Source organism: Psychroserpens burtonensis DSM 12212, from assembly GCF_000425305.1.
Taxonomy (GTDB): Bacteria; Bacteroidota; Bacteroidia; order Flavobacteriales; family Flavobacteriaceae; genus Psychroserpens; species Psychroserpens burtonensis.
Genome location: NZ_AUDE01000001.1, coordinates 76,399 through 88,143, shown reverse-complemented (window position 1 = coordinate 88,143; position 11,745 = coordinate 76,399). Strand labels below are relative to the sequence as shown.

Annotated in this window: 13 protein-coding genes; all 13 read right to left on the bottom strand. The window is 32.5% G+C overall.

What is annotated here, in order from left to right:
• Positions 1-3: 3 nt before the first annotated feature.
• The 13 genes from H593_RS0100400 to H593_RS0100340 all read right to left on the bottom strand — a co-directional run bounded on the left by H593_RS0100400 (position 4) and on the right by H593_RS0100340 (position 11,742).
• A complete protein-coding gene (locus H593_RS0100400; RefSeq protein ID WP_028870585.1) occupies positions 4-879 on the bottom strand; it encodes an aldo/keto reductase in 876 nt (291 codons plus the stop codon).
• The gene (pseC, locus tag H593_RS0100395) at positions 869-2,017 is read right to left on the bottom strand and encodes a UDP-4-amino-4,6-dideoxy-N-acetyl-beta-L-altrosamine transaminase (RefSeq protein ID WP_037051110.1); all 1,149 of its coding nucleotides are present in this window, start codon (positions 2,015-2,017) and stop codon (positions 869-871) included. The genes H593_RS0100400 and pseC overlap by 11 nt, the downstream gene beginning before the upstream one ends.
• The gene (gene pseB, locus H593_RS0100390) at positions 2,017-3,033 is read right to left on the bottom strand and encodes a UDP-N-acetylglucosamine 4,6-dehydratase (inverting) (RefSeq protein WP_028870583.1); all 1,017 of its coding nucleotides are present in this window, start codon (positions 3,031-3,033) and stop codon (positions 2,017-2,019) included. The genes pseC and pseB overlap by 1 nt, the downstream gene beginning before the upstream one ends.
• A 259-nt stretch (positions 3,034-3,292) precedes the next feature.
• Complete coding sequence (locus tag H593_RS0100385) at positions 3,293-4,546, bottom strand: sulfate adenylyltransferase subunit 1 (RefSeq protein ID WP_028870582.1); 1,254 nt, start codon at positions 4,544-4,546, stop codon at positions 3,293-3,295.
• Between the two features lie 14 nt (positions 4,547-4,560).
• Positions 4,561-5,466: a sulfate adenylyltransferase subunit CysD gene (cysD, locus tag H593_RS0100380; protein ID WP_028870581.1), complete on the bottom strand. Its 906-nt coding sequence runs from the start codon at positions 5,464-5,466 to the stop codon at positions 4,561-4,563.
• Complete coding sequence (gene cysC / locus H593_RS0100375; RefSeq protein ID WP_028870580.1) at positions 5,459-6,061, bottom strand: adenylyl-sulfate kinase; 603 nt, start codon at positions 6,059-6,061, stop codon at positions 5,459-5,461. Before cysC ends, cysD begins: the two co-directional genes overlap by 8 nt.
• A gap of 10 nt (positions 6,062-6,071) precedes the next feature.
• Positions 6,072-6,506, bottom strand: coding sequence for a DUF2061 domain-containing protein (locus H593_RS0100370; protein WP_028870579.1), 435 nt, complete (start codon positions 6,504-6,506; stop codon positions 6,072-6,074).
• The gene (gene cysQ, locus H593_RS0100365) at positions 6,503-7,315 is read right to left on the bottom strand and encodes a 3'(2'),5'-bisphosphate nucleotidase CysQ (protein WP_037051108.1); all 813 of its coding nucleotides are present in this window, start codon (positions 7,313-7,315) and stop codon (positions 6,503-6,505) included. The genes H593_RS0100370 and cysQ overlap by 4 nt, the downstream gene beginning before the upstream one ends.
• Before the next feature lie 101 nt (positions 7,316-7,416).
• Positions 7,417-8,283: a dTDP-4-dehydrorhamnose reductase gene (gene rfbD, locus H593_RS0100360; protein WP_028870577.1), complete on the bottom strand. Its 867-nt coding sequence runs from the start codon at positions 8,281-8,283 to the stop codon at positions 7,417-7,419.
• Positions 8,273-8,824, bottom strand: coding sequence for a dTDP-4-dehydrorhamnose 3,5-epimerase (gene rfbC, locus H593_RS0100355; protein ID WP_028870576.1), 552 nt, complete (start codon positions 8,822-8,824; stop codon positions 8,273-8,275). Before rfbC ends, rfbD begins: the two co-directional genes overlap by 11 nt.
• 5 nt (positions 8,825-8,829) lie before the next feature.
• Positions 8,830-9,684: a glucose-1-phosphate thymidylyltransferase RfbA gene (gene rfbA, locus H593_RS0100350; protein WP_028870575.1), complete on the bottom strand. Its 855-nt coding sequence runs from the start codon at positions 9,682-9,684 to the stop codon at positions 8,830-8,832.
• Positions 9,681-10,697 carry a dTDP-glucose 4,6-dehydratase gene (gene rfbB, locus H593_RS0100345; RefSeq protein ID WP_028870574.1) on the bottom strand — a complete coding sequence of 339 codons (1,017 nt, stop codon included), beginning with the start codon at positions 10,695-10,697 and terminating at the stop codon, positions 9,681-9,683. Before rfbB ends, rfbA begins: the two co-directional genes overlap by 4 nt.
• Positions 10,690-11,742, bottom strand: coding sequence for a hypothetical protein (locus tag H593_RS0100340; RefSeq protein WP_028870573.1), 1,053 nt, complete (start codon positions 11,740-11,742; stop codon positions 10,690-10,692). The genes rfbB and H593_RS0100340 overlap by 8 nt, the downstream gene beginning before the upstream one ends.
• Between the last annotated feature and the right edge of the window lie 3 nt (positions 11,743-11,745).

Here is an 11,745-nt window from a genome sequence, read left to right as displayed (position 1 = left end):
GGTTTAATTCCAATTAGAAGGGTTTAACAAGTCACTTTCTAAGACATTGAGTTTATCAATGATAGAATGAGGAATTGTTACCTCGGCTCCACATAAGTTAATGTTATCAATTAATTGTTGACTCGTTTCCACGCCTACTAAAACATGATCGATATACTCTTTTTGAATTACGTATTGAAGCGCAAGAGACTCTGTAGTCAAATTGTAATCTGATTTTATTTCTTCTATGTCTTGAAGATACGGTTTTAACGGTAATAAACTATCTATCAATATGTTTGGGTTCATAAAAAATAAGCCTTGTAAAAAAGTTGATCTTGTATGTATAGCGATATTTCTCTCTTTTGCTTTTAAAACAGAGGCTTTTCTTTTTAAGTCATTATCAAGTAAATTAAAAGGAATTTGAATAAAATCAAAATCACTAAAATTTTCAGCAATATCTATAATCTCTTCATTTGTATACAAAGAAATACCAATATGTAGTGTTAGCCCTTTAGATTTAAGGTTTAGTAGTTCATCGTAAAAATTTATATTTTGTTTTAAGCTGCTATAATTATGAAACATGTATCCATAAAGCTGCTCTGTATTTAAAACTTTACAACCTTCTTTGACATGATTGAAGAAGTCTTTTGTGGATAAATCTGCATTTACTGCCAATTTGTTAATAATATTGAACTTTTTATTAGGATGTTGTTTCTGAAATTGACCTATAACTTCTGTCGAGTTCCCATAAGCCTCAGCAGTATCTAATATTCTAATACCATTATCATAAGCTGTATGTAAAATGTCAAATGCCTTTTCTAAAGAGGGTTTTCCAAATTGATTATTAATACCATAATCTAGACCTAATTGAACTGTTCCTAATATTAGTTTATTTACCATTAACAAGCTTTAAAACCTTCTCAATAACATATGTTTGCTCTTCATCACTTAATGTTGGATACATTGGTAAACTTATACATTTAGAATAATAGTCTTCTGAGTATTTCAAATTAGCGTCACCATATCCTATGCTTTTGTAATAAGGTAGCGTATGCACAGGTATATAATGTATCTGAGTAAAGATATTATGTGTTCTCAAATAATCATATAATTCTTTTCTGTTCTCTACCTCGATAATAAACAAGTGGTGCGCATTGTATGAGTTCTCAGGCAGGTCTTGAAATTTAATTTTTCCTACAAATGCTTTTTTATAGGCAGTTGCTATTTGATTTCGTCTAATAACACCTTGAGCATTTTTTGCTAACTGGGTTATCCCTAGTGCAGATTGTATGTCTGTTAAGCGATAATTGAAGCCTAGTTCTTGCATTTCATAAAACCAGCCTCCATGATCTTCACTCATGTTTTCTTTGGTAATTCCATGCGTTCTTAAAGACGCTAGTTTTTTGTATAACTTTTCGGAATTTGTAGTTATCATGCCACCCTCCCCACAAGCAATATGTTTTACTGGGTGAAATGAAAAGATACCAACATCGGCATAATTACAGTTACCACACATTTGTTTTTGACCTTTTGAGTCTGTAAAATGACCTCCAGGTGCATGGCAAGCATCCTCGATTATCCATAAACCGTGTTGATTAGCTAAGTTTCTAAACGCTTCTAAATCTACTGGAAGTCCTGCGAAATCTACTGGAATAATTCCTTTAAAAAACCCTTTAGGCTTACTTTCAATTAGCTTTCTCGTACTTTCTAAGGATAATATATAAGAATCTACCTCTATATCTGCAAACCATACTTCTCCACCAGCAAATCTAACACAATTGGCAGAAGCAGCGAATGTAATTGGAGTTGTTATAACACGTTCTCCTTCTTTTAAGTCTAAGGCTAAAACAGCCAAATGTAAACCTGAAGTCGCATTATTTACAGCAACTGCATATTTTGCGCCTACATACTGAGCAAATTTATCTTCAAACTCCTTTACCTTGGGTCCTTGGGTTAAAAAATCTGCAGTCAATGTCTTTACGACAGCATCAATATCGTCTTGATCAATATGTTGTCTTCCGTATGGTATTGATTTCATTATACTGAAAAATTAGGGTCTACATGTGTTTTTATAAGTTCTCTTAAGCCCTCTACTGTTTCCCAATCATCATTTTCTCCTGAGTTATAACTAAATCCAAGAGCAACTTTTTTTGCACTAAAAGCATTAATGAACTTTTCTAAACTCCAGCTGTGGGTTGCAGGAAGTATGGTGTAATACTTTCCTAAATCATAGGTATAAAAAGAGTCTGAAGTTGTAATCATTTCTTCATGTACTTTTTCTCCTGGACGAATTCCAACAACGGGTTTTTCACAATTTGGACCAATAGCTTCGGCAACATCCATAATTTTATATGAAGGAATTTTAGGTACAAATAATTCTCCACCCCAAGCATGCTCTAAGGCGTGCATAACCATATCAACACCCCCTTGAAGAGAGATATTAAAACGTGTCATATTAGGATCTGTGATAGGTAAAGCTCCTTCTTTTTTCTTGTTAATGAAAAAAGGAATTACAGATCCATTTGATCCCATCACATTTCCGTAACGAACTACTGAAAACCGAATTGGATTATCACCTTTAATATTATTTGCTGCAATAAATAACTTATCTGATGTCAATTTAGTTGCTCCATACAAATTAATTGGAGCGCAAGCTTTATCTGTTGAAAGAGCCACAACACGCTCTACTTTCGTTTTAAAACAGGCATATACTACATTTTCTGCTCCACCAATGTTTGTTTTTATACACTCATCTGGATTGTATTCTGCAATATGGACGTGTTTCATTGCAGCTGCATGGATGACATAATCTACTCCTTGAAAGGCCCTTTCAAGGCGCTCTTTATCTCTAACATCTCCAATAAAGTAGCGTATTTGTGGATACCTATCTGAAGGATATTCCTGAGCCATCTGAAACTGTTTTTGCTCATCTCTTGAGTATATAACAAGACGTCTTATATCTGGATATTTGGTCAAGATGTGCTCTGTAAGAGCCTTACCTAACGACCCTGTTCCTCCTGTTATTAATAGTGATTTTCCTTTTAAATCCAACATCTATTTACTTTTGATTTATTTGATAACAAAAATACAATAAAAATAAACCTAAACAATCTATATATTAAGTCTCTTATTTACTGAACCTTTAGTATTTACTTCCATTTTTGGTGCTAATAAGTATTTCAATTAATGTAATCAATAGACTTAAACAAAACAAAATATGAGTTGAGGTTACATGAATTTAAAGGACTTATAATTGCAAGCGTAAAACGAGAATCAAAAAAATGAAATTATTCATTCTCTAACTTCTTTCTAATTAAACAATCATTCCCGCTGCAACAGTCTCATTTGTGGTATCGTCAACGAGTATAATACTTCCTGTGGTTCTGTTTTCTCTGTAAGAGTCTACCATAAGAGGTTTAGTAGTTCTTATTTTAACTTTAGAAATATCATTCATGTTTAAATCTTTATCTTCTGTGTTACGTCCTAAAGATTCAATATCTATTTTGTAAATAACTTCCTTAATCATTGCTTTTTGTTCATTACTAGTATGACGAATACTATACTTAGCTCTTAGTTTAGCAGGATTATCATCCAACCAACATAACATAACTTCTATGTCTTGATTAGCTTCGGGTTTATTGTTTGAACGCACAATCATATCTCCTCTACTAATATCAATATCATCTTCTAATGTCATCGAAATAGACATTGGTGCATAAGCTTCATCCAATGATGCTTCATAGACGTCGATAGACTTTATAATTGATGTAAACCCAGAAGGCATGACAGTAATTTCGTCACCTACTCTAAATATACCACTAGCAACTCTGCCTGCATAACCCCTATAATCCCTATGGGTATCATTTTGAGGGCGTAGAACCGTTTGCACAGGGAATCTTGCGTCTACTTTATTAATATCGCTACTTATGTGCATGGTTTCTAATGTATGTAACAAAGGGGCTCCTTGGTACCAATCCATATTCTTAGATCGATTAACAACATTATCTCCATCTAATGCACTAATTGGAATAAACCGAATATCATGAACCAACAGCTTAGAAGAAAACTCTTCAAATTGATTAATAACTTTATTGTAAGCCTCTTCAGAATAATCCACTAAATCCATTTTATTAACGCAAACAATCACATGAGGTATTTGCAATAATGAAGCAATAAATGAATGCCTCTTTGTTTGCTCAATGACACCATGTCTAGCGTCTACCAATATTATTGCCGCATTTGCTGTTGATGCTCCAGTTACCATATTCCGTGTATATTGAATATGTCCTGGCGTATCAGCAATTATAAACTTGCGTTTTGGTGTGGTGAAATACCTATAAGCAACATCAATAGTAATACCTTGTTCGCGTTCATCCTTGAGACCATCAGTAAATAAAGCCAAATCGACACCATCATGACCTTTCTTTTTACTTGTATTTTCAATGGCTTGAAGTTGATCTTCAAAAATAGATTTAGAATCGTAAAGCAAACGACCAATAAGTGTGCTTTTACCGTCATCTACACTTCCTGCTGTTGTAAATCTTAATAATTGATTATTATCTAACATTTTTTTACTTTATTTTAAAAATAACCTTGGCGTTTTCTATCTTCCATTGCAGACTCAGATCGTTTATCATCACTTCTGTTTCCTCGTTCTGTTTGACGCATCCCAGATACTTCAGCTGCTATTTTCTCAAGAGTATCTGCATCAGACATAATGCCACCAGTAATTGTAATATCACCAAGAGTTCTAAATCTAATTTTTTTTATGACGACTTCTTCGTGATCCTCGAGCACTAAGAATTTAGAATTTGGAATCCAACTCTCTTGTCTCCAAACAACTTCTCTTTCGTGCGCATAATACAGCGAAGGAATAGCAATATTCTCTCTTTTAATATAGTTCCAAACGTCCATTTCTGTCCAATTACTAATTGGAAAAGCTCTAAAATGTTCTCCTTCAAAATGTCTTCCATTAAAGATATTCCAAAGCTCTGGCCTTTGATTTTTAGGATCCCATTGGCCAAAATCATCTCTATGCGAAAAAAAACGTTCTTTTGCTCTCGCTTTTTCTTCATCTCTTCGTCCGCCTCCAATTGCACAATCTATTTTATTAGACTCTATAGCATCTAATAACGTTGTTATTTGAAGTATATTTCGGGTTGCGCTTTTTCCTTTTTCTTCGGAAACTCGCCCGTCATCAATAGCCTCTTGAACAGAGCCTACTATAAGCTGTAAACCTAAATCCTTAATAACATCATCCCTAAATTGTATAGTTTCAGGAAAATTGTGACCTGTATCGACATGCATTAATGCAAACGGAATCTTAGCTGGATAAAATGCTTTTTTAGCTAAATGAGTCACTAGAATAGAGTCCTTTCCTCCCGAAAACAAAATCACAGGATTATCAAATTGAGCCCAAACTTCACGTAATATGAAAATAGCCTCACTCTCTAATTCGTCTAAATAATTTAAATAATACTTACTCATCTTTGAGTTTTAATTTTGGTGTTATAAAATCTAAAATTCTTTGTATCGATACTTCAATAGATTCACCTTCGGTTTTTATTTCAATGTCTGGTGCTTTTGGTGTTTCATAAGGTGCAGAAATTCCTGTCATATTTTTGATTTCTCCAGCTCTAGCCTTCTTATACAATCCTTTCACATCTCTTCTTTCACATTCTTCTATGCTAGTATTGATGTAAACCTCGACAAAGTTAACATCTTTAACGATAGTTCTAATATTCTCTCTGTCTTTCTTATAGGGAGAAACAAACGCTGCTAATACCACTAAGCCTGAATCAACCATTAGATTTGACACCTCAGCAATACGTCTAATATTCTCTGTTCTGTCTTCTGGAGAAAAGGAAAGGTCATTATTGATGCCTTTTCTAATATTGTCACCGTCAAGAGAGTAGGTTTTTATCCCTAAATCAAATAATGCTTTCTCAACTAAACTTGCAATTGTTGACTTACCAGAACCAGATAAACCAGTGAACCACAATAAAAATGAATTGTGATTGTTAGAACTATTCCTTTCTTTTTTTGAAACTTGATAAGTATGTGATATTATATTTTCTTTCATAATCAATAAATTATAGTTCTTTTTTATTTCTATTAGAAAGACCATAGTTTGACTTATACCAAAAACGTTCGTGAAAGTAATACAGCAACATTTTTGTAACCACCTCTGCAAATCCTATTTTTAATCCAGTTAGAGGGTCACCTGAAATAATCCAAGCCAAAATCATCGTGTCAATGGTGCCAATGAGCCTCCAAGTAAATGTTTTAGCTATGTGTCTTTTTCTACTTTCTAAAACCTCACCGTCTTTTGATAGGTTTATTTTAAACCAAGCCCTTTCATGAAAATAATAAAGTAACATTTTTGTGACTACTTCTGCAAGACCGATTTTTAAACCAATGATTGGACTCCCTGAGATAATCCATGAAAGTATCACAGTATCTAGGGTGCCTACTATTCTCCAAGTAATAGTTTTAGCTATATGCCTCTTGTGAGACTGGTCTTTCATCTTTTGGAAACAATAAACCAAGGGTTTAAAAGATTCTCTTTATTGTACAAAAGTGATTTATTAGTCTCTTTTGAAATCACATTTATACCCACTGCGTTACAAATAGCCTGTCCTGCAGCTGTATCCCATTCCATTGTTGGAGCAAATCTTGGGTAAATATCTGCCTTACCTTCTGCAACTAAACAAAATTTCAAAGAACTCCCTTTAGACACTATATCTATATCTTTGCCCTCAGTTTTTAGTTGTGAGATATAGTCTAGTGTTTCTTTACTCATATGGGAGCGACTGCCAACGACCTCAATAAGATTGCCCTCACTGTTTTTGGGCCGAAGCATTTTTGATTTTTCTAAAATTGTAGAAATTGACGTATTATGATTTGATAATTCGGCCTTGTACGCACTATTTTTAATGTTATCAGCATAATAAAGCGTTTTGGAGGCAGGTACATAAATAACTCCCAGCTGAGGAACTCCATTATGTATTAATGCAATATTAACTGTGAATTCTCCATTTCGCTTTATAAATTCTTTCGTTCCATCAACAGGGTCTACAATCCAACAAGAATCCCAATTTTTTCTAACCTCAAAATCTATTTGTTTGTTCTCTTCGCTAATAATTGGTATTGGGGTCTCAATAAGGTAAGAGTTAATAATATCATTAGCTTTTTTATCTGCTTCTGTTAATGGGGATTTATCCTCTTTAATTTCAACATTAAAAGTTGTGTCATAAACCTCCATTATCACTTCACCCGCCTTTAGAGATGCTTCAATTGCGATTCTTAGATTTTTATTTATTTCTATACCACTCATATATATTTTGTGTTTTACAAAACCAATTTATAGGCTCAAATTGCTATGCTTTGGGAATTTTCTATTAGTTCCATTATCTTTCAGCTAGGTTTCTCTGTTCTTTAATGTGATTTATTTGATAAACCTTTTATAACCTCATCAACACTATCTTCCCAATTTTTAAGTGGCTTTTGCAAAAGCTCCTCAGCTTTATTATTATTCAACACACTATACAACGGTCGTTGTGCTTTGGAGGGGTAGTTTTTTAAAGGAGTCACATTTGAATTTTTATTTAAATACTTTGATATCTGCATTCCCAAGCCATACCATGTAGTTTCTCCTTGTGCTGAAAAATGATAAGTACCAAAAATTTTAATCGCGTCGGATATTAAAAAAAGCATGAAATAAGATAGATCATTACAACTTGTAGGCGTTCCTTTTTGGGATGTAATTATCGTTAATTTTTCGTTGTTTTTTAGTTTGTTAAAAACTGTTTTTACGAAGTTTTTATTAAACCTTGAATATAACCACGAGGTTCTTATAATAAAATAATGGTCAAGGTATTCTCTAATATATTCTTCTCCTAACAGCTTTGACTCACCATAAAAGTTAATTGGATTTGTGGCATCACTTTCTATATAAGGTAATTTTTTTTTACCATCGAAAACGTAGTCTGTAGAAACATGGATAAGAATAATATCCTGTTTTTTGCAATTGATAGCTAAATTTTTTACCGCATTAGCGTTAACATTAATTGCTTTTTCAGTTTCAGTTTCAGCTAAATCAACATTGGTGAAAGCGGCGCAATTAATACAGTAATCAAAGTTACTTGCTTGAAAAAAAAGTTCCAAGCTTTCACTACTTGTGATATCTAATTCAGATTTTTCTACAAAAACAAAATCAATAGAATGTTTAAAATCACTAGAGAGCTCCCTAATTGTTTTACCTAATTGTCCGTTTGCTCCTGTGACTAAAACTCTACTTTTCATTTAAATATTCTGAAAGTGTTGGTAATATTTTGTCTTTGTCTGAAAGAATGATTTCATCTTCAGAAATTCCCCAATCAATATTCAAGTCTTTATCATTAAAGAGGATACCTCCTTCTGAATCTTTTTGATAAAAATTATCGCATTTATAATTAATTATAGTTTCGTTCTTTAAAACCAAAAAACCGTGTGCAAAACCCTTAGGAACAAATAGCTGTTTCTTATTGTCTTCATTTAATTCTACTGAAAAATGTTGACCAAATGTTAGAGATCCTCGTCTAATATCTACACAAAGATCTAATACTGCACCTTTGACAACTCTTACTAGTTTTGACTGCTCGTAATCTCCAGTTTGAAAATGTAATCCTCTCAATACTCCTTTAGACGATTTGGACTCATTATCTTGAACAAAATTGATAGTAAGCCCTGTCATTTTTTGAAACTTATCTGCATTAAAGCTTTCAAAAAAATAACCTCTGTGATCCTCAAATATCGTAGGCTTTAATACATAACAATCTTTGAGACATGTTTCTTCTATTGTCATAAAAACTATAAGTTTTGTAAATACTCCCCATAGCCACTTTTAAGCAATGGCTCTGCTAATTTAATGAGTTGAGCCTTATCTATGAAGCCCATTTTATGGGCTGTTTCTTCGATACAACCAATTTTTAGTCCCTGGCGTTCTTCTATTACCTGAACAAACTGAGACGCTTGCATTAAAGAATTAAATGTTCCTGTGTCTAACCAAGCGGTCCCTTTATCTAATATTTGAACATTTAAATTCCCTTGCTTTAAATAGGTTTTATTTATATCTGTTATTTCTAACTCTCCTCGAGCACTAGGTTTAATGTTTTTTGCTATTTCAACTACTGAGTTATCGTAAAAATAAATACCAGGAACAGCATAATTCGATTTAGGATGAATTGGTTTTTCCTCTATTGAAAGTGCTTTGTTGTCTTCATCAAAATCAACAACACCATAACGTTGTGGATCTTGAACATGGTATGCAAAGATAATTCCGCCTTCAATATCATTAAGTTCTCTTAGCTTTTCCTCTAAACCTGAACCATAAAATATATTATCCCCCAAAATAAGGGCTACTTTATCTTGACCAATGAAAGACTCTCCAATAATAAATGCCTCAGCAAGACCGTTAGGGTTTTCTTGAACTTCGTATTTAAAAACACATCCATAATCTTCGCCATTTCCAAGTAATTCTTTAAACCTAGGTGTATCCTTTGATGTCGAAATAATTAAAATTTCCCTAATACCAGCCGACATTAACGTTGTTAACGGATAGTAAATCATTGGTTTATCGTAAACCGGCATTAATTGCTTACTCACAACTCTTGTTAGTGGGTGTAATCTAGTACCAGAGCCTCCTGCTAAGATAATTCCCTTCATATGCTTTTATATTTATCTAAATACCAATCAATTGTTTTTTTGATACCAGTTTCAAAGTTTTCATCTGCTTTCCAACCCAATTCATCTTCTATTTTAGAGGCATCAATTGCATATCTAAAATCATGACCAGGTCTATCATTAACAAAGGTAATTTGTGTTTTGAAAGATTCTTCTTTAAGCTTTCTTTCATCTAGTATATCACATATTTTGTTGGCGATATACAAATTATCTCTTTCGTTATGACCTCCAATATTATACGTTTCTCCCGTTCTCCCTTTTTGGAAAACTAAATCTATTCCTTTACAATGATCAAGAACATAGAGCCAATCTCTTATGTTTTTTCCATCTCCATAAATTGGAATTTGTTCACCATTTATCGCTTTCCTAATTATGGTAGGAATTAACTTTTCATCGTGCTGTTTTGGCCCATAATTATTTGAACAGTTAGTAGTTACGACATTCATTCCGTAGGTATGAAAGTAACTTCTAACAATAAAATCTGATGATGCTTTTGAAGCACTGTATGGACTGTTAGGCGCATATGGTGTTTGCTCTGTAAATAGCCCTGTTTCTCCTAATGTACCATAAACCTCGTCTGTGGATATGTGATGAAACCTTCTGTGTTCAGACCCTTTTTTAAAAGTGTGTGGTCCATCCATCCAATGATTTTTTGCAACATCTAAAAGATTAAAAGTTCCAAAAACATTTGTCTGAATAAACTCATCAGGTTTCTCGATAGAATTATCAACATGGGATTCCGCAGCAAAATGTATTACCGCATCAAAATCATACTCTTTAAATAGACTGATAATTAAACTTCTATCACATATATCTCCTTTTATAAACTTGTAATTATGAGACGTGACTTTCTTTAGATTAGACAACTCACCTGCATAAGTGAGCTTATCTAAATTTACAACCTTAGTATTAGGGTTTTGTTCTAAAATATAAGTTATAAAATTTGATCCAATAAAACCTGCTCCGCCTGTTATTAATATTGTTGTATTAATCATACCTTTTCACAAATGCTACACTTTTTTTCATCATAAATATTAGACATATTATGGCAAAAGCCAATAATGGTAAAATAATTGAATACTTCTGAAAAATAGTTTTTGATATACTACCTATATCTTGAAATCCAGAAACAATATCAAAAAAGTCATTTTCCTCAATTTTCTTTTCTTCTAATGCACTTAATTCTTTTCTAAGTTCCAGTTCCTTGTTAAGCAATTCATACTCTTTTGTTCTTGAGTTTTCAGGCTCAATTGAAAATCCTTCAGAAAGGCTTATAGTGCTACTACTAGTCTTAGAGTCCTGTTCTAATACTTTAATGTAGACTTTTTGTAATGAATCAACAGATCTAATAGAAGCCAAGATATTTTGCTTCTTTATATAGAGTAAAGAGTCCCTTTTTTGCTTCTTCTTTTCTGAATAAGTATTCTCAAAAGAAGAGTTTAATCCATTTTCTAGATTTTTAAAAACATCTTTCTTGTTAGCATAAACAGTTATTTCAAAGAAATCTGATGAAAAGATGTCTCTATTTTCGATAAAATCATCATAACTTATGCTTTGTGCCCTTATGCTATCTAATGATTTTAAGTATGTATCGTAATCCTTTATTTTATCGTTTTCACTTTCTGGTCCTATCTCGATCTCAAATCGGTCTATAATTTTAGACTCTTCGTCTGTGATATCAAATACTTCTATTAACGTTTCGTAATCTTTATTTGATATTAAAGCATTAAAGTAATTGATATTATTTACCAGTTGATACTTTGAATCAAAATAAGGCTTTACATACATTACTGATTTATATGTTTGCGTCTTATACTTTTCCATGGTATACCCAATAACCCCAGACAATATCATTATTACTAATATAATCTTAAAATTAGCTATTAAAGGTTTCAACGTATAAATAAATACCGAAAATAAAACTTTAAAAAAATTAGATATAAAATTAAATATTTTGTCAAAAAACTTTCCAATAGCATTAAATAAAACACCTAGATCTACTTCTTCATTTTTGTTGGTGTTAGGTAAATTTTCACTCATATC

Excerpts from the sequence above, each read along its gene's own strand:
- H593_RS0100400 (WP_028870585.1), bottom strand. The coding sequence starts at position 879 with ATGGTAAATAAACTAATATTAGGAACAGTTCAATTAGGTCTAGATTAT.
- pseC (WP_037051110.1), bottom strand. The coding sequence starts at position 2,017 with ATGAAATCAATACCATACGGAAGACAACATATTGATCAAGACGATATT.
- pseB (WP_028870583.1), bottom strand. The coding sequence starts at position 3,033 with ATGTTGGATTTAAAAGGAAAATCACTATTAATAACAGGAGGAACAGGG.
- H593_RS0100385 (WP_028870582.1), bottom strand. The coding sequence starts at position 4,546 with ATGTTAGATAATAATCAATTATTAAGATTTACAACAGCAGGAAGTGTA.
- cysD (WP_028870581.1), bottom strand. The coding sequence starts at position 5,466 with ATGAGTAAGTATTATTTAAATTATTTAGACGAATTAGAGAGTGAGGCT.
- cysC (WP_028870580.1), bottom strand. The coding sequence starts at position 6,061 with ATGAAAGAAAATATAATATCACATACTTATCAAGTTTCAAAAAAAGAA.
- H593_RS0100370 (WP_028870579.1), bottom strand. The coding sequence starts at position 6,506 with ATGAAAGACCAGTCTCACAAGAGGCATATAGCTAAAACTATTACTTGG.
- cysQ (WP_037051108.1), bottom strand. The coding sequence starts at position 7,315 with ATGAGTGGTATAGAAATAAATAAAAATCTAAGAATCGCAATTGAAGCA.
- rfbD (WP_028870577.1), bottom strand. The coding sequence starts at position 8,283 with ATGAAAAGTAGAGTTTTAGTCACAGGAGCAAACGGACAATTAGGTAAA.
- rfbC (WP_028870576.1), bottom strand. The coding sequence starts at position 8,824 with ATGACAATAGAAGAAACATGTCTCAAAGATTGTTATGTATTAAAGCCT.
- rfbA (WP_028870575.1), bottom strand. The coding sequence starts at position 9,684 with ATGAAGGGAATTATCTTAGCAGGAGGCTCTGGTACTAGATTACACCCA.
- rfbB (WP_028870574.1), bottom strand. The coding sequence starts at position 10,697 with ATGATTAATACAACAATATTAATAACAGGCGGAGCAGGTTTTATTGGA.
- H593_RS0100340 (WP_028870573.1), bottom strand. The coding sequence starts at position 11,742 with ATGAGTGAAAATTTACCTAACACCAACAAAAATGAAGAAGTAGATCTA.